The organism is Dokdonella soli (assembly GCF_039523175.1).
GTDB classification, from domain to species: Bacteria; Pseudomonadota; Gammaproteobacteria; order Xanthomonadales; family Rhodanobacteraceae; genus Dokdonella_A; species Dokdonella_A soli.
In genome coordinates this window covers 145,993-168,713 of record NZ_BAAAEU010000024.1, presented here as the reverse complement: position 1 = coordinate 168,713, position 22,721 = coordinate 145,993, and the positions used below count along the sequence as shown (strand labels likewise).

At 63.8% G+C, this 22,721-nt stretch carries 14 protein-coding genes and 3 pseudogenes; 9 read left to right on the top strand and 8 right to left on the bottom strand.

The annotated features are described in order from the left end of the window. Positions 1-10: 10 nt before the first annotated feature. Entirely contained in the window at positions 11-172 is a 162-nt protein-coding gene (locus ABD002_RS14725) for a hypothetical protein (protein ID WP_343792417.1), read from the bottom strand. 60 nt (positions 173-232) lie between these two features. Next, on the bottom strand, positions 233-1,315 hold the full coding sequence (locus ABD002_RS14720) for a ribonuclease D (protein ID WP_343792415.1): 1,083 nt from the start codon (positions 1,313-1,315) through the stop codon (positions 233-235). Between the two features lie 176 nt (positions 1,316-1,491). On the opposite strand from ABD002_RS14720, the gene ABD002_RS14715 reads away from it, so the two are divergent. Continuing rightward, entirely contained in the window at positions 1,492-3,423 is a 1,932-nt protein-coding gene (locus tag ABD002_RS14715; RefSeq protein WP_343792413.1) for an SUMF1/EgtB/PvdO family nonheme iron enzyme, read from the top strand. 106 nt (positions 3,424-3,529) lie between these two features. Here ABD002_RS14715 and ABD002_RS14710 read toward each other — a convergent pair whose 3' ends face one another. Together ABD002_RS14710 and ABD002_RS14705 are read right to left on the bottom strand one after the other, a co-directional pair. Further along, positions 3,530-4,747 carry a hypothetical protein gene (locus ABD002_RS14710; RefSeq protein ID WP_343792411.1) on the bottom strand — a complete coding sequence of 406 codons (1,218 nt, stop codon included), beginning with the start codon at positions 4,745-4,747 and terminating at the stop codon, positions 3,530-3,532. A gap of 333 nt (positions 4,748-5,080) precedes the next feature. Further along, entirely contained in the window at positions 5,081-5,659 is a 579-nt protein-coding gene (locus ABD002_RS14705) for a YceI family protein (protein WP_343792409.1), read from the bottom strand. Positions 5,660-6,036: 377 nt separating this feature from the next. Between ABD002_RS14705 and ABD002_RS14700 the strand changes: the two genes are divergently transcribed. Next, positions 6,037-6,432, top strand: a complete 396-nt coding sequence (locus ABD002_RS14700) for a hypothetical protein (protein WP_343792407.1) — start codon at positions 6,037-6,039, stop codon at positions 6,430-6,432. A 94-nt stretch (positions 6,433-6,526) separates the two neighbouring features. Here the strand turns inward: ABD002_RS14700 and ABD002_RS14695 are convergent, their stop codons facing one another. Next, positions 6,527-9,271 (bottom strand): Ig-like domain repeat protein, encoded by a 2,745-nt coding sequence (locus tag ABD002_RS14695; RefSeq protein ID WP_343792405.1) that lies wholly within the window; start codon positions 9,269-9,271, stop codon positions 6,527-6,529. Positions 9,272-9,937: 666 nt separating this feature from the next. Here ABD002_RS14695 and ABD002_RS14690 point away from each other — a divergent pair. Both ABD002_RS14690 and ABD002_RS19740 read left to right on the top strand, forming a co-directional pair. Beyond that, positions 9,938-10,840, top strand: a complete 903-nt coding sequence (locus ABD002_RS14690) for a DoxX family protein (protein ID WP_343792403.1) — start codon at positions 9,938-9,940, stop codon at positions 10,838-10,840. Between the two features lie 434 nt (positions 10,841-11,274). Then, positions 11,275-11,358 (top strand): annotated as a pseudogene (locus ABD002_RS19740) (isopropylmalate/homocitrate/citramalate synthase); the annotation flags it as partial. A 244-nt stretch (positions 11,359-11,602) separates the two neighbouring features. Here ABD002_RS19740 and ABD002_RS14680 read toward each other — a convergent pair. Continuing rightward, positions 11,603-12,409 (bottom strand): SDR family NAD(P)-dependent oxidoreductase, encoded by an 807-nt coding sequence (locus tag ABD002_RS14680; protein ID WP_343792401.1) that lies wholly within the window; start codon positions 12,407-12,409, stop codon positions 11,603-11,605. Continuing rightward, a complete protein-coding gene (locus tag ABD002_RS14675) occupies positions 12,396-12,773 on the bottom strand; it encodes a VOC family protein (protein WP_343792399.1) in 378 nt (125 codons plus the stop codon). Before ABD002_RS14675 ends, ABD002_RS14680 begins: the two co-directional genes overlap by 14 nt. A 160-nt stretch (positions 12,774-12,933) precedes the next feature. Between ABD002_RS14675 and ABD002_RS14670 the strand changes: the two genes are divergently transcribed. The 4 genes and pseudogenes from ABD002_RS14670 to ABD002_RS14660 all read left to right on the top strand — a co-directional run bounded on the left by ABD002_RS14670 (position 12,934) and on the right by ABD002_RS14660 (position 16,997). Then, on the top strand, positions 12,934-13,833 hold the full coding sequence (locus tag ABD002_RS14670; protein ID WP_343792397.1) for a LysR family transcriptional regulator: 900 nt from the start codon (positions 12,934-12,936) through the stop codon (positions 13,831-13,833). 565 nt (positions 13,834-14,398) lie between these two features. Beyond that, positions 14,399-14,569, top strand: a pseudogene (locus ABD002_RS14665) (nuclear transport factor 2 family protein); the annotation flags it as partial. Positions 14,570-14,606: 37 nt separating this feature from the next. Next, positions 14,607-14,888 (top strand): annotated as a pseudogene (locus ABD002_RS19735) (winged helix-turn-helix domain-containing protein); the annotation flags it as partial. A gap of 402 nt (positions 14,889-15,290) precedes the next feature. After that, a complete protein-coding gene (locus ABD002_RS14660) occupies positions 15,291-16,997 on the top strand; it encodes an ATP-binding protein (protein WP_343792395.1) in 1,707 nt (568 codons plus the stop codon). A gap of 17 nt (positions 16,998-17,014) precedes the next feature. Here ABD002_RS14660 and ABD002_RS19730 read toward each other — a convergent pair whose 3' ends face one another. Then, on the bottom strand, positions 17,015-17,140 hold the full coding sequence (locus tag ABD002_RS19730; RefSeq protein WP_425545133.1) for an FG-GAP repeat domain-containing protein: 126 nt from the start codon (positions 17,138-17,140) through the stop codon (positions 17,015-17,017). Positions 17,141-17,429: 289 nt separating this feature from the next. Between ABD002_RS19730 and ABD002_RS14655 the strand changes: the two genes are divergently transcribed. Next, on the top strand, positions 17,430-22,154 hold the full coding sequence (locus ABD002_RS14655; protein WP_343792392.1) for a S8 family serine peptidase: 4,725 nt from the start codon (positions 17,430-17,432) through the stop codon (positions 22,152-22,154). Positions 22,155-22,721 lie beyond the last annotated feature (567 nt).

The window sequence follows — 22,721 nt, the reverse complement described above, 5'->3', positions numbered from 1 at the left end:
CTGGATTGGATCAATCGCGCGCGGGCACCCGTTCCACGGTAGTAATCGTGGTCGTCGTGGTCGTCGTGGTGGTCGTCGTCGCGGAAGCGGTGATGCAGGCGGTCGCGCACACCGGCGCGCTCCGGCGGATCGCCGGAAGGATGTGCGCAAGGTGGTCGTGACTGAGGTTCATGGTCTGCAGTGTGCGGGCATGCGCGGGGGGCTTGTCAAGTTCCAGGCGGAGTGGCTTCGGTCAAGCAGGCAGCAGCGCGACCAATGCGTCGTGCAGCACATCGCGGCGCCAGCCGTCGAGTGCGGACGGCCAGCGTCGCGCCGCCAGCAGGGATTCCAGATGCCTGCGCGCGCAGAGCAGGCCTTCGGGCAAGTCGAGTTCTGTGGCGCGTGCGGCGACGACTTCCTTCATCGCGGCGATCACGGTCTTGTCGCCCGCGGAGGGTGCACGCGGGATCGGCGCGAACTCGAGCTCGTCCGCTGCCAGCGGTGCGGTCAGCTCCGCGAGCAGTTCGGCGCGCTGCGGGCCGCGTAGCGCGCGCAGGCCCCTGCTGCGCTCCGCGAGTTCATCGCCATCCACCGGCGGCCGCGCGCAGAGATCGAGCGCATGCGCGTCATCGAGCAGCCAAGGCCGCGGCCGGTTGATCGCACGCGCGGTCGCATCGCGCCAGAGCAGCACGCGACGCAGCAGTGCCTGGCGTTCCGATGGCCACTCGGCGGCGCCACGCAAGGCGACTTGCGGCTGCGGATCGGGTTCGCGCTGGCGCGCGCGTTCGAGCATGCGCGCGCAGTCCTCGGCCAGCCACGCACTGTAGCCGCGCCGCTCGACGCGCGCTCCGAGTTCTGCGTGCAGCACCGGCAAATGCACGACATCCTGCGTGGCGTATTCGAGCTGGTGCTCGCTGAGCGGACGGCGCAGCCAGTCCGAGCGTGTCTCGCCTTTCGGCAGCTCGACGCCGGTCAGCTCGCGCACCAGTTTCTGGTAGCCAAGTCCGGCGCCGAGGCCGGCAAACGAGGCGGCGATCTGCGTGTCGAACAGCCGCGCGATCGAACAGGACCAGGTCGCCAGCGCTTCCAGGTCCTCGCTGGCGCTGTGCATCACGATCGTGCGCGCGGGATCGGCGAGCAGGGCGGCCAGCGGCGCAGGATCGACTTCGGCGGTCGGATCGATCAGGGCAATGCGTGTGTCGATCTCGACCTGCACCAGCGCGAGGCGCGGCAGGAAGGTGTCGATGCGCATGAACTCGGTGTCGAGTCCTATCGACATCGGAGCCGCATCCAGCAGGCGGTGCAGCGCGTCGCTGCGTTCGATCCAGTCGGTCAAGTGATGTCCCTCTGTGCGGACGATGGATGTCGCGTCCGGTCGTGAGTTGCGCGACCGTTCATCCTTCGATACCTCAGGACGAGCGGTGGCTGGGGTCTGACGCCGGCGCCCATCGTCGCGACGATGATCGATGACGGCTTCAATAAGCGGCGCCGAGCGCCGATAATCGAGGCACGATGCCCGGTACCGAAGTCGCACGCAAGCAGCACACCCTCGGCGGCGCCGCAGGCTTGGCCCTGCTCGCCTTCGCGCTGGCGTACCGCTTCTTCCCGGGCGTGTTGCATATCCAGCCGCAGCCGGAGCAGCGGTTCGCGACGAGCCTGCCCGGACAGCACGTATCGGCGCCGGCGACCTGGTCGGCGGTGCAGGCGCCACCCGCGCAGACGGCGCCGGCGAGCGCCTCGCCCGAGCCCGAATCGGGCACCTCGTTCGCCGAGGCGGTGCGCATGGGCCCGCCGGTCGCGACCACGAAAGAGGTCGCGGCCCTGCTGAAGAAGGCGCGCAACACGGAGGAGCAGGGCGCGCTATTGGAGCCGAAGGAAGGCAATGCGATCGCGCTGTATCGCGAGGTGCTTGCGGCCGCGCCGAACAATATCGAGGCGGAGGCCGCGCTCGAGCGCATCGGCGGCGCGCTGCGCGACTGGACCCTTGCGGCGATCGATCGCGGCGACGAGAACGCGGCGCAGCGCTATCTCGCGGTGTATGCGGAGCTGCCTCACATCGACGACGAGCTCGCCAGCGCGCGTGCGCGCCTGAAGACGCTGCGCCAGATCCTGCCGATGCTGACGCATGCGGCGAGCCTGATGAAGGCGGGGCACGCCACCGAGCCCGCGGACGCGAGCGCGCTCGCGGTGTATCGCAACGTGCTCAAGCTCGATCCGGGCAATCGCCTCGCCGACGCAGGCCTCGCCGAGATCGAGCACGGCTATCTCGATCACGCCTTGGCCGACGCCGCGCAGGACAATTTCACCGATGCCGACAGCATGTTGGCGCAGGCCTCCGCGATCCGCCCCGGATCGCAGGCGTTGCTGGAGACGCGTACGCGCATCGACGGCATCCGTGGTCAGCGTGCCGAGACCGTGCTTGCGCAGGCGCGCTCGGCCCTCGATTCGGGCAACGCGGACCTCGCCGAGCAGTTGGCCAGGAAGGCGCAGTCGATCAGCCCCGATCTCGCAGGTCTCGACAAGTTCAACCTGCGCCTGCGCAACGCGCGCCTGTACGCGAGCCTGTCGCCGGGTCAGGTGATCCGCGACCGTTTCCTCGACATCGCCGGCAACGCGCCGGCGGTCGTGGTGATCCCGACTGGCGAATTCGTGATGGGATCGCCGGCCGACGAGGTCGGGCACACGGACAGTGAGGAACCACAGCGGCGTGTGCGCATCGAGGTTGGTTTCGCGCTTGGCCAGAGCGAGCTCACGGTCGGCCAGTTCCGCGAATTCGTGCGTGCCGCCGAGTACGTCAGCGACGCGGAGAAGCTCGGCGCCAGCGCGGTCTACGAGGAAAGCTCCGGACGCATCGCCGATCGCCGCGGCATGACCTGGCAGAACGACTACCGCGGCGAGCGCGCCAGCGACAACCTGCCGGTGATCAACATCTCATGGAACGACGCCAGCGCCTATCTCACCTGGCTGTCCGCGCGCACCGGCAAGCACTACCGGTTGCCGAGCGAGGCGGAATTCGAATACGCCGAGCGTGCCGGATCGCACACGCGCTATCCATGGGGCGATGGCAATCCCGACAAAGTCGTCGGCAACTTCACGGGCGAAGGCGACCGCTCGCCGACCAAGCGCAGCTGGAGCGTCGCGTTCCCGCACTACAGCGATGGCTACTGGGGGCCGGCGCCGGTCAAGAGTTTCCCCGCGGATGCATTCGGCCTGTACGACATGGAAGGCAATGTCTCGGAATGGGTCGAGGATTGCTGGCACGACAACTACGTGCGCGCCCCGCGCGACAGCGCAGCCTGGGTCAATCCCGGCTGCGCGCAGCGTGTCGTGCGCGGCGGTTCCTGGGGCAGTGATCCGGACCAGGTGCGCTCCGCGTTCCGCATCGCCGCGCCGGCTGACACGCGCAGCGCGCGCGTCGGAATCCGCGTTGCGCGTGATTTGTGAACGCGATGTCGCGATCCGCGAAAAGCGCCGAGCAAACGTCCCGCACGACTCGTCAACGTGAAGTGCTGGCCCGCAACTTGTCAACGCATGACGGCGACGTGCTGCGTCACGGATCGAATCCACCGCGGAAGATCAGGTCGAGGTGCGGGATCGCAAGATCGATGTTCGGGTAGTTCTGGGCCGCACCGAGTTGCACGGCTTGGGCGTTCGCGAGCGAACAATTCGGATACGCGCAGACATAGGCAGGGTAGTAGAACGAAAGGTCGGGAGGAATCGCTCCAAACGCCACGACATAGTGGCCGCCCAGGGTCAGCGCCGGACTCGAGTAGGCGCCGGTCGCATCGGTCGCCGTGATCGCCTTGCGGATCGCCGCATCCGGCGCGTCATCGACGAAGCGGATACCGGCTCCGTCCGCGACGACGCCGAGCCGGCGCCACAACGAGTCGATGTCGGCAGGACCCGGTGCGTCGCCCATTTCGGAGTAGAGCCCGGCGAGCGCGCCCGCGTCGCGAGTGGCGTCGTCGGCGATCCGGATGATCTTCGCCACCGGCCAGTCCTGTTCGATGTTGCCGCCTGCGGCGATCACGCCGCGCAAGGCTTCCCGCAGCCCGGATCGATTGTGCGTGCGGCGGCGGATCTCCACATCGGCGAGCAGGCAGAACAGCGCGCCGCCCCAATACGTGCGGCCCCAGGTGGGCGTGCGGTCGAGTCCGCGATCGCCTTCCGCGGGCAATCCCTTCGGCATTCCATGCAGCATGTCGGCCCAGACCTTTTTCGCAGAGAGCTGGCCTTGCTGTACGCGCGCGATCGGCTCGACATAGGTCGCGATGCCTTCCTCGAGCCAGTGGCTGTTGCGCGGCACGGACGGCACCGCAAGGTGCACCATCTCGTGCGTCATCACCCAATCGTCATCGAGTTCCGCGAGCGTGACCGCTCGGCCGAGCCGGATCACGCTGAGCGGCCGGCCATCCGTGTCGCCGGCTCCCCACGTGGTGCCGCCATGCACACCGTCGCCGTCGACGGGCCGGATGACAACGTGCTCGTGGCGCACCGGGAATCGTCCAAAATAGCCCGCGACCGCCGTGGCCGCCTGCGCGACCCAGCGGCAGACGGGCGTCGCGCCGACCGCGAACGCGGCGGGATCGAACGTCAGTTCGACGACGGAATCGCCGACAGCGAACCGCTGGTCGGCGACGCAGGCCGCTGCGCGCTGCGCGATCTGCGGAAAGACATTTGGCGCGGCGGCACTGCCCGGCCGGGCGATCGACAACAAAAGCGCGGCGAGGCATCCGGCGAGCGTCCGCGTCGTTGGCATCGCAATCATGGGCAAGCCTGCATGCGGCAACCCCGGTTGGGACCGGCGTGGCGCCGCGCGAGTTCAATCCGGCGAACAGCACTGCGCGTGCGACGCGGCCGAGGCGATCCGCGAAGTCTTGCCGGTGGAGTGCACAGGCCAAGCCTGCGGCGTCCCAATTCGTTTCTGACGGATTTGTCACTGTTTAGGCAGGATGACGGGGACAGGGGACTGCTTCGTTTGCGGGACCGCGCCGCCGCGGGTCATCGATAACCACGGTCGACGGTGCGCGCACGTCACGTTGTCGCGCCAACCGGCGCCGGCGGTGGCAGACTCATTGGTATTTCGGAAACGCGCAGCCATTTACTCCTTCTTCAAGGCCTCAACGCCAATCTCGAGCGTCACCTCATCACTGTCGTTGGGAATGAACATCGCAAGGCCAAAGTCCGATCGCCTGATCGTGGTGCGGGCATCGGCACCGCAAGCGGGAACTTTCAGCAACTGGTGCTGGTGACAAGCGACAAAAACAACATCGAGAGCGACCGACTTAGTAACCCCATGCACGGTCAGATCACCGATAACCGATGCAAGCTTGTCGCCATTGAACATGAATGTGCCGGACTTGAAGGTGATAGATGGGAATTTCGCGGCATCAAAGAACTTTGGGCTCCTCAAGAATTCGTCCAACATCGGGACGCCGGTGCTGACAGAGCGAACTTCAATTGTCACATCCGCAGTGCCGGTGTGCCCGACCGAGTCGAGCGTTATGACACCGCTGATCTTGTCGAAACGGCCTCGAAACGTGGAAAAGTCGAGGTGTTTGTAGGCAAAGCTAGGCATGCTATGCATTGAATCAATGAGATAGGTATCGGTCGCCGCACCGGGTGCCGACGTCACTAGAGCCATCCACGAAAACAGAAAGAATCTGCAATTCTTGTTCATTGCACCCGCCCCTGATTGTGGTTGCAGGCAAATCGTATCGCGTTATGGGCTTCCTGCATCTGGCTGACGCAGCTGAGGCGTTTCGACAGCAGGGCCGCTCGATTGCATGGCTCCTTTCCGGTCGAACCAGCGAAGAGGGATGGCGACACGGTCGCGGCCCGGAACTAGGCAAAGTCAGTCATTTCATTAGTAACGTACCTTGGAGGCTATAGTGGGCAGGGCTGGCACGCACCATCGTCGGCTTTCGACCCCAAACGAGCGGTGACGAGCGGCGGTTCTCAGACAAGTCAACGGACTGCTGCGCCGGTCTGCTGTATACTTTTAATGTATGCGATGGCGACCGCTTTGCATGAGTGCCTAATTCGCGCAGGCCCAGCATGAGCTTCACGTCTCATCTTGCCATTCTTGCGTCCCTCGTCACCCTGGCGCTTACTCCGGGGTGCGCTACGATCGGTCGGGTCGGAAACCTGACCGACATCGCGTGTCAGAGCACGTTTTCACAGGCACTTTCTTCCGTGCTCGTCGAGCAAGATGAGACGCAGGAAATTGCGGACAGCCTCGCCGAGCGGACAGCCAAGAACCTCTCTGACCACGGCCCGCGTCCGTTCCTCGTAGCCTCACCATCTGGAACCGACTATACGTTCTTCGTTCAGCTCAAGAAGCCTGAGTGTCTATTGCGGCTCTACGGTCGGCGCAGAGGATTCGTGTCTTACACGAACAACCTCACGTACATCGCAACCAAACCGCTGCCACACTGTGTTTGCTCGGAGTAGATCCTTCGAGCAGGCCGGCCCTTTGGAAATGGAACTCGCCGGACCGGTCTCCTTCGACACGAGAAGACCGGTCCGGCGCTCGTTTTACCGAACGTCAACGGCCCTGGTCCTGCCGCTCACCGCGGACGGTGTGTTCCTTGTCCGGACTGGTGCTCGCCAGGAACGCGCTGCGTTGCGTAGGCAGGAAGCTGGCCGCCACTTTGTGGTTGCCGGGCTTGAGGCCTGATGTCCTCCACATCGCCTGACCCTTCGCGTCGAGCTTGACAGGGTCGCCCGCCTTGTTTCCATCGACGGCGAACTGGACCATCCCGGTCGGAACGTCGCTTCCGGTCGGCGCGATCCGATTCACGGTCGCAGTGAACGTTACGGGTTCCTCGACCGTCGTCGGATCCTTGTTGTCGCTGATCGTGATCCTGGTCGAATCAGCGAGGGCCCGCTGGCCGATGGCGTAAGTCTTCGCGAAGCCGAGGTTGCCCGTGACCATCACGTCGAATAGGCAGTTGTTGTGCGTATTCTCGCCCGTGACCGGCCGGCAGGCCTTTTGCGCGACACGTTCGCTGGCCGGCCGCACCGGCTTCGTCTTCGGGAGGACGCATGGCGGCTTCTCGAGTGGCCAATCTCGCATCGTGAACGTGTCGGTGGACGTACCCGATGCGTAGTCGAACAGACTGGTCTTGTCCGTCACGCGCCAGGCATCGGCGAATTTCTGATAGAGGTCGAGGTAACGCTGATGCAGCGAGCCGGGCATCGGCCCCATCGAGGTACCGTCCGGAAGTGCCGGCAACCAGTTGTCCGGCGCGATGGCGCCTGCGATTCCTCCCGTGGGGAAACTGCCCGGCGCGGCACCCGGGGTCCCATTCGTCGCCGCAGGACGGACAACGTCCACGTTGAGATACCACTTGCCTTGGTCGGCCCACCAGCCTGGCGTCACGAACAGGATGCTGTCGTCCGGGAAGTCGACTTCAAGACCACCTGAGGCCGACGTTTTCGCGATGCGACCGCGGTCCCCCAGATCGAGGCCCGCCGAACCCAACGTCGTCAAGACGCCGTCCACGCGGAGTTGAAGTCCCGCGGGATCCGGCACGCCACTGAAGTTCGGCTCGTAGGTGACTCTGTGTTTGCCTACGCGCGTCGCGACGGCCGTGTTGAGGCTCACGCAGGTTGCGAGTCCGTCGTGGGCATCGGGTCCGGGGTTGAACGTCGTCGCGATGGGTGCCTGGCGCGTCTGGATTTCCAGACCGTCAGAGTCGCGGAGAGAGACAAACTCACCTGCGCCCTGGAAGTCGTAATGTATTCCGTTGAGCGTGGTGATGTGCGGATCGCCGTCGATGCCCAAACTGCCGGTGTTGCCGGGGTCGAGCCAGTCCTTGAGGCGCGTGGCGGCCGTACCGCCTCCGTTCCAGCTCACGCTCAATCTTCCGTAGTAGTCATGCAGGTCAGAGCCTCCGCAGATCGAAGGTCCGCCATGAAGCTGACCGATGCATCGCCCGTTGCCGGTGTTGAAGAGGCACGATCCGGAGGAGCCGGGTTCCGTGACCCCGGAGTTCCAGAGGACATACCAATGGTTGCCCGACGGATCGTGCGTGGGCGACATGTACGCTGTGGTATCCGGTGCGCTGTTCGAAAAGCTGATGGCCTTTACGTCGGCCGCGGGATGATGGATGCCCACGGTCGACGGAGGCGTCGTTCCCGTGGCGTCCCAACCCGCATAGAAGACGTTGAAGCTGGGATCGGGCACGGCGGAAAGCTCGAAAAGCAGGAAATCGCTGGGCGCATAGCTGGCGTGATACGTCGCGCCAGTCTGGTTGTCGGTGAGAGAGCCAGGGCCGTGGGTACCGCAAGTTGCCGACTGATAGTTCCAGTAAACGACGATAGTGGAGTCGTTCGTACTGTTTACTCCGCAGTGGTTTGCTGAAAGGAAGTAGGGCTTGAAATCATGCGCGGTGTCATTGAGCAGCGTGCCGGAGCAATCAGCGGTTCCGTTGAGCGTGTAAACGCCTACCGCGCGTATCTGGTTGCGCCATGGGTCGCCGACAGGGCAGATCACGTCGTTCTCGCAGGCACCCTCCGTCCCACCACCGGAAACGCCCTTGTCAAAACCGCGATATCCCTGGTTGACCTTGCCGATTTCCACCACCGGCTGGGAAACACCGGTCGGCACGAAAACTTCGACCACGATTTCGTCGCTCTCGATCACCGGGGTCCATAGGCCGCCGAGGCGGTTGCGATGCCTGGACGTGTAGGGACCTTCCACATGCGTTTGCTTCGGATCGTAGATCCAGAGCTTCGCGCCCTCGGGCATCTCGAAACGAGTGATGCCGAGGTTCAGGCTCTTTGCTCCCGGCGACTGAATGCGCAGCCGCCACAGGCGTCCGTCCGGCAGCTTTTGCCAGGTGCCGGAGTTGTCCAGGGCATAAGCGACATCGGCGGAAACCGCGAAGCGGTGCGGGCCTGGATGCTGCGGTTCCTTGCCGCGAGCGCGATCTTCCTCCAGCAGGCGCTCGATATTGAGCTTGGGCAGAGTCTTGCGCTCGACCCGTTCGATGGATTTGTCCTTCAACGAGAAACTCCTGGGCTCCTCGTACATCTTGGCGAACCCCGAAACCGGGAATGCCAGGATCAGGACCGCAACGAAAAGCAGGTGAGCGAGCGAGCCCCAACCACGCAACCTTGCGAAGAACACTTTGCTTCTCATCGCACTCTCCTTTTGAGACGCCAATTCCCAAAACGACGTTAAGTCTGTGCTGTTCGGTTTCCTGCCCGGATCGAGCGCGGAACGTCCTTGGAGCAGCGTCGATAACCTGGACGGCGCGGGCATGTCTTCGAGCTGGATATTCACCGAACGGTAGTGGATGCGCGCCGGGCGACGCGATCGACAGCTGGAGTGACGAACACGATCTGCCGCCTCAGCGTGTCGACGACTGCATTGTCAGACGGCCCTGCCGGGGGCAGTGGTGTGCGAGTCGAACAGGCCCCTCCCTCGCTAGCGCGCGTGCCACGCTCTCTCGTGGAAGCGATATTGCCCCGTCAAGTGCTAAATGAAACCTGCGAGAACTTACAGCTGGATTGCGTTGCAATAGTGGTCAAGGCATTTACCTGTATGCCGAGGCGCTCTCTTCTTCATTTGTGCGTGCCAGGTCCGCGTAGTCGTAGTTCACATCGCTGTTTCCCGCTACTCGCACCGCTCGGCAGCACATGCGCAGATGCTGCTGGCGATGAGAGTGGGCGACTTCCGGCGGCGTATCGGTGCGCGCAGATTCGAGAGAGCCCGTCTCGTGAACAGCCGCGGCGCCCAGCGAAGACCGGGCCGACCTGGCTCAACGCTGGGCGAAAATACGGCTCAATCGAGCACGCAAACCAGCACTTTTTGTCATCTCCTGCGTCTCGTCTTCGCTTATGAAGTGAGAGCACGAATTTCATGTATTGGTGCTATCGAAGCAGTGGCGAATTTCGCTCTTTCGGTATCCATGGGTAGTTTGCGCCGTCCGCGAACGAGACTAGAAAAATGAACCCGTCCACGCCAACCTCCAGCGCTCGCTTCGTGCTACCGGCGTTGCGCAAAGATGAAGTCAGCGGCGCTACCTCCGAGATCTTCGAGGAGATGCGCTGGTCCAGGACATTGCTTGCGGGCACGATGATCGGCCTCGGCGTCATTGGCTTCATCTACGGTGATTTCGCGCTCGTCTGGCAACGCATTCCAATGGAACAGTTGCCCGCAAGGCGATTGTTCGCCTACCTCTTCGCCGCAATCGAACTGGCGACCGGTTTCGGCCTGTTGTTCGAGCGCTTTTTCCGACTCTCAGTCGGCGTGCTGACGGCGTTTCTTCTGATCTGGGTCGTGCTGCTCAAGCTGCCGGCGGTCGTCGCCGTACCGGGCATGGAGGCAACCTGGCTCGGGTTTGGCGAGATCGCAGTCATCTTCACCGGCGCATGGATTCTCTGGTCGAGTGCTGCGGGTGGTGAGCAGGGATTTCTCCGCTTTGCGAACGGCGCGAGCGGCGTGCGCTATGCGAGGCTCTTGTTCGCTCTGTCGCTGCCGATGATTGGGCTCTCCCATTTCATCTACAGTGCACAGACCGCCGCGTTCGTGCCCGTCTGGCTACCCTACAAGCTCGGGTGGGCGTATCTCACAGGCGCGGGCAGCATTGCTGCCTGCGTAGCGATTTTGTTCGGGGTCGTTCCACGCCTCGCGGCCACGCTCGAAGCAGCGATGCTCACGATCATCACGCTGCTCGTATGGGGTTTGGGACTCTTTGCAAAGCCCGGCGACCGTACGCAATGGACGGCGTTCTTCATCTCGATGGCGATCGCTGCAGGAGCGTGGGTCGTCGCCGCCTCATACCAACGGTGTGCGTGGTTTGCGTTGGCTTCACGTTCGGCACGTTCGGCACGTTCGGAGGCTGATTGACGTCCCGCTGCGGGCCATCGTCCACACTCAGGGCCGGTTGTCGATCGCTGCACTGTGACTATCCGCGCTTGGACGGTGCTCCGTGGCGCACTGCTCGCACCCGAGATGATGCAGCGCATCCTCGATGGTCGTCAGCCGGTCGATCTCACGGCCCATCGGCTCGAAAACTCTGGCCAGGAGTCCGCGCCACAACGCAAAAGCGCGCCATGTGGCGCGCTTTGGAGGGCTTCGCAGAGACTTGGTCTCCAATGGGCCAACTGCGTGGCGGTGGGCGCAGATTCGAGAGAACCTGTCTGGCCAGATTGAGCCGATAGAGACGCCACTTTCCTGTGATCTGAACAGGGAAGCCAACAGGGAAGGCTCAGGGAACGATCAGGGAAGAGAACAGGTACGTCACCGGCTTGGCCGTGGGCGCAAAGTATGTTTGCTTACACCTGACCGACGATGTCGTGCACGACCTCAACCAGGGGCCGCGCGAGACCGGCCGCGATGCGTTCAAGACGTTTCTCGCGCGCATGCGGATTCCGGTCAGATTGAACATCTGTTCCGATGAAGGCTGAACACGCCGTTGGTATTGAACCGGTTGCTGGAAGTGAGCAAGTGGCTCTTGCGTGAGCCCTTGCGTCACGACTGGGAAATTTGTGTGGGGAGTGATTTCTCGCTTGCCATACAGCGTATTGCCCAACGGGCAACCGGCTTGCCTGCCACCGCTCGCTCCGTCCAGCGATCGCTTCCGACCGATGGTGGACCTTCGCGCACTGGTCACACCATGACCCGGCCTCCCGCCACATCAAGCACCACGCCGGTGATCCACGCGGAGGCACCGCTCAGCAGGAACAGGGAGGCGGCGGCAATGTCTTCCGGCGTACCCAGGCGTCCGAGTGGAAACGCCTCCAGCATGCGTGTCTGCCGCTCGGGCGGGAGTGTGGCCCGCGTGCGTTCTGTCAGCACCGCCGAGGGCGAAATACAGTTGACGCGCAACCCCTCCGGGCCCACCTCCCGCGCCAGGTGGCGCGTCAGCATGATGATGGCGGCCTTCGCCGCGCCATATCCCGCTGGCGCTCCCGATGCCACGCGCGCGCCGGCAGAGGCCATGGTCAACATGCCGCCACTGCCGCGTGCGAGCATGCCGGGTAGGAAACTTTTGAGCGTAAAGAATGTCGACGTGAGGTTGTTGTCGATACTTGATCGCCAGTCCTGTTCGGTGATGTCCTGCACGGGAACGGGCTTTCCCGTACCGCCGCCTGCGAAGGCGAGCACGAAATCCGGCACGCCGAAGTGCGCTTCAACCCGGGTCCGCATGTGCTGGACCTGCGCGAAATCCGAGCAGTCGGCTTCCACGGTGATCGCTTCCCCGCCGATACCCTGCACGGCCTCCAGACTTGCCTGCAGCGCCACGCGGTCGCGTCCGTTGATTGCCAGGCGCACGCCGTTGCGTGCGAGGGCTAGACAGGTGGCGGCGCCAATGCCGCGCGAGCCCCCAGTGACCACGGCCACCTTGCCTTGCAGGCCCGGGAACGTGGGGAGAATGGCGCCGCCGGCAAGGTCGGAAGCATCAGTGTTCGTCATGGGTTCGCACCTCGATGTTGTGTTGATCGGGATCGAAGAAGTACAGCGCCTCTGCCCACCCGCGGGCACCAAGTTGCGAGGCGGGTTGGCCATCCCGGACAAACGGCGCACCTCCGAACGGAACGCCCGCCGCCTGCAGCCGCACGCGCACGCCTTCAAAGGCGCTCCGGTCCAGGCAAAAAGCCAGATGGACGGGATCCTTCGGGGACTCGGCCAGCAGGTAGAGCGTGCAGTGGTCGTTGACGCGCAGCACTTCGAATGACGCCGCGGTTCCCTCGTGGCGCAGACCGAGAAATTGCCAGTAGAACCGGGCGGATGCCTTGGCGTCGCTGACGCGAAGGATGAGGTGGTCGATCTGGAGCATGTCGTCGGTTTCCTGAAGTCGGAACGCGGTCCGCGGCATCGGCGCGCGCGGCTTGTTTGGCAGCGGAAGATGCGTGACAGTCTAGGAAGCGCTATGGGCGGATGCAGTCATTGATTTGGCATACCCGTCATTCAAAAACGCATGGGGAAGGCCCTGCCCGATGACGATGGACTGGAACGATCTGAAAGTGGCGCTGGCCATCGTGCGCCATGGCACCTTGAGCGCCGCTGCGCGCTCACTCGGTACGACGCAGCCCACTACAAGCAGACGGCTTGATGGGCTGGAGCGACGCCTGGGCGCGAAACTGTTCGACCGCGAAGCGGGCGGCCTGCGCCCCACCGTGTTGTGCCAGTCCCTCGTCGATGGCCTGGAGCGGATGGATGCGGGCGCCCTGTCGGTGCAGCGACAGGTGGCCGCGCGCGATACCGGCCTGAGTGGCGAGATCCTGGTGACCAGCCTGGATTGGCTGGGGGATGAGGTGATCGCCCCGATGCTGGCACGGTTCGGGGCGGTGCATCCCGGACTGGTGATCGAACTGGTCAACGACACGAAGGTGTTCAACCTTGCGCGCCGCGAGGCGGACCTGGCCTTCCGTTTCGGGTCGTTTGCGCAGGAAAACCTGGTGGAGCGCCGCATAGGCGAAATCGCCTACGCGCTGTACGCCTCCGAAAACTATCTCGAACGTCATGGATCGCCGGAAGCCACCAATGGCTTCAGCGGCCACCTGCTGGTGCTTCTGGATCGTGCGGCTGGAGAGGTGCCCCATGAGGCCTGGCTACCGGTGTTGGCGCATCGCGCACGCACGGTGCTTCATGCCAACGGGTTGCGCGCGCACCTTGCGGCCGTGCGCAGTGGCACGGCCATGGCCGTGCTGCCTTGCCTGCTGGCGAATCGGGAGCCCTCGCTGCGCCGAGTGGCAGTGCCGCATCCCGGCGTGGTGCGCGCCGTGCGTGTCGGCTTTCATTCCGACATGCGGGACACCCCGCGCATCCGTGCGCTGGTTGATTTCATGGTGCTGGAATTCGCATCGATGGAAGGGCAGATCAATCCGCAGGGTTGAAGCCTGGCGTGCCGGGCATCGAACTCGACAGTCCGAGCTCAAAGCTCGGCGCCCCAGCCGTGCCCGGTACTTCGAGCTTTTCGCTCGGTTCATCGAGCCCGGCGGCGCCCCAGGACAATATGAACGACACCAACGGCACGTTGTATCCGGAAGAGATCGGGGTCCTTTAAGCACCGGGGCAGTGGCAACGATCGAAAAGGTCGAACTGGAGCAAGACACTCCGGCATTGATCAGCTCGCCAGAAACGATCCCGGCTTGGCTCATTGATGCTTTGACCTCGTTGTTTGCCCTACTCCCGTTTGTCCAGGGCGCGTATCGAGCTAATTTGCGGATGTCCGAGGCTTCGCCCGGAAAGCGGATGGCTTATTGCGTTGGGCGGCGATCCACGGAAGCATGACGCGTGGCACGCACAACCATTGGCGCCATTCAGCATCCGGGCACGCCCCCATAGCGGCAGCGACCGTATTTAGCCAGGCCGGAATTTGCTCATTACGGTGGCTTGGTTACCACCAGTAGCATGTTCAGCCCTCGCCGGAATCGATGTTCAGTTTGACCGGAATCCGCACGCATGGGCCGCAGCTATTCGGAGCAGCTGCACGACATCGTTGTGACGTCGAATCCGGACGGCGCGCACGCCGCCGCCGAGTACGTCGTGCACGGCACGTACAAGGTCGCCGACGAGGGCTTGCCGCCTGCGCGCGGTCAGAGGTACGGGCTGCCCGGCGGTGCGTTCTTCGGATGCGCGGCGTGCGCGAACCGGCTAGGCTGGTCGGATGACACGTTGTATCTATTGTTTCGACAACTGCCGCTTGGATCCCGCTGGCCGCGAGCTATGGCGCGCCGGCAGCCTGGTTGCCTTGCCGCCCCACGTGTTCGACTGTCTGGCGTACCTGGTCGAACATCACGATCGAGCGGTGGGGCGCGACGAGCTCGTGGCGGCGGTGTGGGGGAGGGCCGAAGTCAGCGACACGCTGCTGGGACAGACGATGCTGCGCATCCGACGCGAGCTCGGCGACGACGGCAAGGAGCAGCGCATCGTTCGCACGATCCCGCGTTTCGGCTATCGCTGGGCCGCTTCGGTAGACATAGCGCCGGAGCAGTCTGCGGACGGCGGCGATTCCGCGGCCGCGCTCGCCATAGCGCACACGCGGGTGGCATCTACGAGCGTCGTGTCTGCCACGACGCCGGCGACGAAACGTCGATTCCACGTGTTTGGGCCGATCGCTCTGGTGGGTCTCGTGCTGCTCGCGGCCATCCTTGTCAGGCCGTACTTCCGCGACGAAGCACGGCGCGAGCGCCCAGTCGCCGTGTCGCCGGCCGAAGGAGCGATAACTGCGGCCGTGGTTCCTGCTGAGGTTGAACCCGGCTCCGACTGGAGCTGGCTGCGCTTCAGTGTCATGGATGTCGTTGCGACGCGTTTGCGCAAATCCGGCGTGCCGACCGTGCCCAGCGAAAACATGATCGCACTGCTGCAATTGCCGGCCAGTCGCCGTAGCGGTTCGTTGCGCGACGCGGCCGGATTCCGCCTGCTGGTGTCGCCGCGAGCGAGCCGCAGCGATGACGGCTGGCGCGTACACCTCGACGCTGACGACGGGGAAGGGCAGCACCATGTCGCCGAAGCGACGGCGCACGACGCGACTGAAGCGGCGCGCCTCGCTGCCGACAAGCTGCTGATCGCGCTCGGCCGCGAAGCGCCCGCAGTCACTAATGATGCTGCGCCGTATGCGGAGTTGATCAAACGTATGGATGCCGCGATTCTGGCCGATGACCCCGCCACCGCCCAGGCGCTGATCGAGCGCACGCCGGCGGTCGAGCAGCAAGCGCCGGAAGTTCGCTTGCGGCTGGCCAAGATCGATTTTCGCGGTGGACATTTGGATGCCGCTCGCCGCCGTCTCGTCGCATTGCTCAACGAGGCGCCCGCGCAGACGGCGCCGGTCCTGCGCGCCTCGGTTCTGAACGGACTCGGCGCAGTCGCGATTCGCAGCGATCAACCGCAGGAAGCCGAACGCTTTTTCGCTGAAGCCATCGACCTGCTCGTCGCGCGGTCCGAACCCGCGCAGCTGGGGCAGGCGTATCTCGGCCGCGCGGGGGCAGCGAAAGAGCAGCGTCATTTCGAGGCTGCCGCCGCCGACTACTCACGCGCACGCATCGCGCTCAAGCAGGCCAACGATACGCTTGCGCTCATACGTGTAGAGGCGAACGAGGGCTTTCTCGATCTCGATCAGGGCCGGCCGGCGCAGGCGCTGCCCCAATTCGTCCGCGCCAGCGCGGGCTTCGAGCAGTGGGGCGCGCTCAACGAGGCGATCTTCACGTATATCGGCCAGATCAGCTGCCAGCTCTCGCTGCTTGAACCCGCCAAGGCCATGGACGCAGTCGACGCTGCGGCGAAGCTCGCCACGCGAATCGAAAACCAGGATACGCGGGACTCACTCTCGATATCGCGCGGCAAGGCGCTTGCCGGGGTCGGCCGCCTGCGCGACGCGCGTGCCGTCCTCGCCGGGGTCCGCGATGCCCATCCCGCGGCGGGGGACGCAACCTCCGCGGCCGCCGCGATTCCGCTAGCGCAGCTCGAACTCGATGGCGAGAATTTCGCTACCGCCGCGCAACTGGCCGCCGCCGCCGTCGACACGTTGGGGCAACCGGGATATACGGACCTGCGAGCGCGGGGTTGGCTGATCGAGGTTGAAGCGCTGTCACGCGCGCGGGATGCGGCGAGGGCATCCGCGCAGCTTGATGCCTTCAAGGCTTGGGCGGACGAGATCGGCGAGCCCCGCGCCAGGTTGCTCGCGCAGCTGGCACGCGCCGTTTATGGCCAGCACTTCGATGAAAGCCGGAAATGGCGCGCCGAGTTCGACAGCGCTCGCTCGCTCGCTGAGCAGCAGGCAGTGCCCGCGGATGTCGCGGCGGTCGCCTCGGCGTATGCCAATGCGCTCATGGCCGAGGGCGACCTCGAAGCCGCTGCCGTCGAGGTCGGGCGACTGTCACGCTGGTCTGACCGCGATTTTGGCTGCGCTGTTCTCGAAGCGCGTCTGTATGCCGCGCTCGGTCGCGACGAGGCGCACCAGGCGGCGCTGGCAAGGGCTGGCGTCCTCGCCGGGGAGCGGACGATCCCGCAAGACGCTCGAGCCGTGCCTGTATCGGCCCGCGAAGCCCCCGCGCATTGAACGCCAGGCAATACGAATCAGATCGCTGACGGCACATCGAGATCGGGTTTGCCATCGCCATTCACATCGGCGACCGTGACCGACTGGGGAAGCGTTCCGGTGGCGAAGGTCTGCTGCGTGGCAAAGCTCGGCGTCGGGCCGATACCGGTCGCGCTGTCGAGCGCACCGAAAACGTGGCAAGAACGAAGCCCCGATGAGATCCGAATGAAACCCGAATGAAACCCGAATCCCCTGTGAATGGCGTGATCCCCTAGGCGACCAAGACTATCGAGGCACGGCGCTGTGCCGGATCCGTTTCGCTAGGGGAATTCACTCGTGCGTAAATCATATTGGCGGCGACGGGCATCCGCCGGCGTTCTGCTGACTCTTGTTTCATCCATAACCGTCGCAGCCGGTGTCTCGGCACCCACCAGCCTCCAACAGGTCCCTCTGTTGCCGCCCAAGGCGGGCGCCACGGCCGTCGACTCCGCGGGCGTGCATCAAGGCCATCCAGGTGGCCTGAACCAACAGGTGAAACCCTCCAGTCGCAGCAAGTTCATCGCGGAACCGGATCGCAACGGCACCGATGTCTATATCGTTCGTCTGCACGATTTGTCGGTAGCCACATACGATGGACGCGTGCGCGGTTACGCCGCAACGAAGGATGCGCTGCAGCACCATTCAATGTCGGCTCGATCGCCGATCAGCAATGCAGCGCCCGTTGCTGCTTACCGCCAGTACCTCCAGAGCCGGCACGAGGCGGTGCTGGCGGCGGCTCACAGCAAAGGCATCGACGCGCCTGTACGGCGTCATTTCACCGACTCCATCAATGGCTTCACCGTCGCGCTGACCCAGCAGCAGGCGTCGACACTGGCACAGCTGCCGCAGGTCGCCTACGTGCAACGCTCTGATCTGCGCCCGATGCTGACCGATCGCGGCCCCGAATTCATCGGCGCCAAGACCGTCTGGACGGGCGGCTCGAACTCGGGCCTACCCTACCAAGGCGAAGGCATCGTGGTCGGAATGCTCGATTCCGGTGCCAATACAGATCATCCTTCGTTCGCCGCAGTCGGCGGCGACGGTTATGTCCACACCAATCCGCTCGGTTCGGGCCACTATTTGGGCGATTGCGCGAAGGGTACCGCAGTCTGCAACGACAAGTTGATTGGCGTGTGGAGCTGGCCCGTCATCACCAATAGCTACCAGGGCGTTCGTCCGCCCAGCGGCGAAGACTACAACGGCCACGGCAGCCACACCGCGAGCACCGCAGCGGGCAACGTTGTGAACAATGTGCCGCTGGTTGGGTCCTCGCTTGGCGATGGAGCCGGTACACCGACCGGATTCTCCTTCGCGAAAGTCTCGGGAGTCGCACCGCATGCGAACATCATCGCCTACCAAGTATGCTTCCCGACCGGCGGCTGCCCAGACGAAGCAGTCATTACGGCAGTCGATCAGGCCATCCAGGATGGTGTCGATGTCATCAACTTCTCGATCGGGGGCAACGAACGATTTCCATGGGACGATGCCCTTGCACTATCGTTCTTGTCGGCGCGCGCAGCGGGCATTGCGATCGCAGCGGCAGCAGGAAACAATGGACCTAATTTCTTCACCTTGTCGCACTCTGCGCCCTGGTATTTAGCAGTCGCCGCCAGCACTCACGATCGTGTGCTGAACATCCCGCAGAAACAACTGACGTTAACCGGCGGCGCCACGGCACCGCCTGCATTTGCCACTGATCCGTCGACGACTTACGGCGGCATTTCTGCCAGCGGAGTCACGGGGATCCTGGTCAACGCCACCGGCGACGGGCTTTGCGCGAACCCGTTCGCGGCCGGGACTTTTACCAGTAACCAGATTGTCGTCTGCAAGCGTGGCGCAGTCGCACACTTGGCCAAAGCGGCGAACGTCCGCGCCGGCGGCGCCGGCGGCTTTGTGCTAGTCAACGCCGGCTACCCCAACGACCTGGACGATCTGAGCAACGATGTGTATCCGCTGCCGGGCGTGCAACTTCATTCGTGGGACGGACAGGCGCTGCAGGCCTGGATGGCAGACGGCGTCAGCGCGCACAACGCGACGATCTCCGCGACAACGATTACGCGCAGTCTCGACCCGGCCACGGGCGATCAACTCGCAGATTTCTCCTCGCGCGGCCCCAGCAGCACGTTCGAGGGCAGCCTGTCACCGGGCATCAGCGCGCCGGGCGTAGACATCTTCGCCGCGTTCGCCGACGAGCATCCGTTCGATCCCGGTTCGGCGCTGTCGCGCGATTGGGCACTGGAAAGCGGCACCTCCATGGCCAGTCCGCACGTGGCCGGCGCGATGGCATTGGTGCGCCAGGCGCATCCCGACTGGACAGCTGCCGAAGTGCAGTCGGCCTTGCAGATGACCGCTTCTCAGACCGTTACCTACGGTGCCACCCCGTACACGCCGGCCAAGCCCGCCGGTACCTATCGTGCCGGGTCCGGCCGCGTCGACGTGCTCGCGGCGGTGAATGCGGGCCTTGTGATGGACGAGTCTGCGGCGAATTTCACCTGGGCCAATCCGCACAACGGCGGCGATGTGCTGCAACTGAACTTGCCGCAACTCGTTGACAGCCATTGTCGCGATGTCTGCTCGTGGATTCGCACGGTCACCGCGACACGCGATGGCACCTGGACGGTCAGCGCCGGACCCTGGACCTTCGATCGCTGGAGCACGGGCGAAGGCGAGATTTCGCAGAACGGCATCCGGTTCGATGCCTATCCGGCAACGTTTACGCTGCGTGCCGGCGAAAGCAAATCGATACTGCTGCGCGCCGATCTTACCGACGCGCAATTCCGCTACGACGGCACCACACACACCAGCGCGTCGGAGCAGATCGAGTTGTGGAGCAAAGTGCTCTTCACTCCGAGCAACAGCGCGATTCCCGCCGCGCATTGGCCCATTTCGGTCAACTTCGATCACGGTGTGCTGCCTAAAACGCTCGAATTGAATGCGCATCGCGATCAAGGTTCGTACCGGTTGCACAACGTGAACCTGCCGGCGATGGCGAGCACCAGCTACCGCACTTACGGCCTCACGAGACCGTCCGTGCAGGACATCTCACTCAACCAGGACATCGATCACATTCCGCCGCAGGATGACGGCGACTACAGCCACAACAACACGCGGACGTACCTGGTCGATGTGCCGGCCGGCAGTGCGCGGCTCGTTGTCGAGAACCTGAAGAATGTCGCGACGACCGCTGATGCGCGCTGGAAGGCGGGCTGGTTGACGATTTACGTGGGGATCGACAGCAACGGCACCGGTGTGCCGGATTTCACCAACGAAACGCTGTGCGTTTCCAATACCGAAGTGGAACTCAATTATTGCAGCATCAGTCATCCGGATGCGGGGCGCTATTGGGTGTTCATCAACAACGTGCGCGGCGGTCTGGCCGATGGTGATCCAACGATCATCCTCGACACCTATCGCCTCGCTACCGCGGTCGTGCCGGAAACGCCCGGCGTGGGTGTCCAGGTTTCAGGGCCGGCGAGTACCACCGGCGCGCCTGTCGATTTGGATCTGAACTGGAACTTGCCACCGATGGCGACGGACGACGTCGCCTATGCGGCCTTCGACGTCGGACTCGGCAACGCACCGGGCAGCGTCGGTTTCGTTCCGGTGAAGATCACGCGCGGCGGCGACGACGTCGGAATGACCGTGAGCCAGACACGCGCCCGTCCGGGCGATGTGATCGACGTCCATATGCATGTGCGTGAGAACGACAGTGGTATGGACCGCTTTTTCAATCTGCAATCCATCCTGCCATCGGGGCTCACCCTGGTACCGGGCTCGGCCACGGTCAACACCAGCGCCCAGCGCGCGAATCTGAGCGTCGCCGGCAACAGCTTGCAAATTGCTGGCACCCAAAAGGACTCGGAGAACTGGCCGCGCGACTACGTGGTCACCACGAGCCGGAACGATCCCCTTTGCCGCACGCCGATCTTCTCCGCGAATGGGCAATCCAGCAGTGGCGGCTTTGTCGGGTTGGTCAAGACGCTTGGACTGCAGCCGAACTTCGGCGGTCATGCAGACCTGTATGCAACGGCCTCGGCCACCATACCGCTGGCAAATTACTGGGACGGCGGTTACTCGCTGTACAACAACAGCGAATTCTTCTCGTACCCCGATTTGCAGATATCGCCGCAAGGTTGGGTGATCATGGAGCCGAACTTTGGCTACACCATGTTTCTGCATCAGAAATTCCCCTACCTCACCTTGCCCTATACGCCGATGATCGGTGTGTTGTGGAAGGGCACGCCGCAGGGTCTGGGATTTAATGGCCCGAGCGCGGTCGACGCCTTGGCTACGCCGTTGAATATCAGCATGGACCCCAGCCAAACCACCGGCATGGCCGTTGCGTACGGCACGAACAGCCACGATTTGATATTCGAATGGGTCGGCGCGCGTAGCGAGCACATCGATCTCAATACGGGCGTGACCACCACGCTGGACGACAAGTACGACTTCGAATTGCTGTTGAATCGTGATTACCGCTTCGGCGATGGCGAGTTCGAGATGATCATGGCGTACGACAATTTGAATTTCGGCAGCCAGGCCAGCCAAGGTTCGATCGGTGTCCAGGGTTATCACGGCCCACTGACTTCGTTTGGTCCGCTCAATGGCGATCTTGCTGTCAATTACGCCTACAATGATTTGCAATCGAAGCTTAGCAATGGCCTGCTGGTCTGCTACGACTATCGTGGACCGGAATCAACTCAGTTCGATCTGAACTTCAAGGTTCGGGTCAGTGAATTGGCCGCGGGAACGAATCAACTGTTGCACTGGGCCAGCCACATCGATGGCATGACGGATCGCAATGTCGATGCGGTCATTCAAGTCGTCGGAAATCTGACGCTTGCGGGCATCGCGGACCAGATTACGGCGCCCAACACAACGCTGCACGACATCCCGGTGCTGTATCACGACAACGGCACTGGCCCCGACACGGTAAGCGTCAGCGGCGCCCATGTCACCGCCGTCGTGCATGGCAACGCACCCGGTGACACGTTCGATCTCATCCCGGACCCCAACTTCGTTGGCAGCACGGTCGTTACGGTGACAGTAAGCGACCAGAACAACCCATCGGACCACGCCTCGACAAGTTTCTCGCTGCTGATCGGCAGCGACACGATCTTTGCCAACGGTTTCGAGTAATCGGTTCGCTTCGGCTGGCGTCGCCAACGCGACGCCAGCCGAATGCGAGGACGTTGCTCCGCCCTGCGCCGCGAGCCTGCGAGCGCGACAGGACCGCGCCCCGTCGCCAGCCAATCGAACGCTACGCCGGACATCCCGGCGATCTCGACCAGATGCTCGACCGTCGAGCACATTCCACGCGGCAATTCCCGCCGCGCAACTGCACTCGGCCTGACGTGGGCGGTACAGCCAGCTGATCGGCGAAGTATGAATCCCCCTTGCACCTGGCGCTCTTCGGCGGAGCGGGTAGCGCGACCGATGTCGATGCCGCAGCCTTCAACAGCTCACTGCTTTTTCTCGGCTCCCGTGGCAGCTTTCTGCCTGTCCTGTGCAGTTTGACCGGACTCATCCGGCGGCCGGTAGTCGCCGATAATTCCTTTCACTGGGCAGACGTTGAAGACTGGGCAGCGCTTGCAGCCAACCGCAATTGCAACAGGGCAAAGAACCATCGCGCTCTCCCTCATGGGACTGGCGTCACTTTACGCTTGTCTTATCCCAGCCGCTGCAGCGAACCGGCGCGCGTAGAGC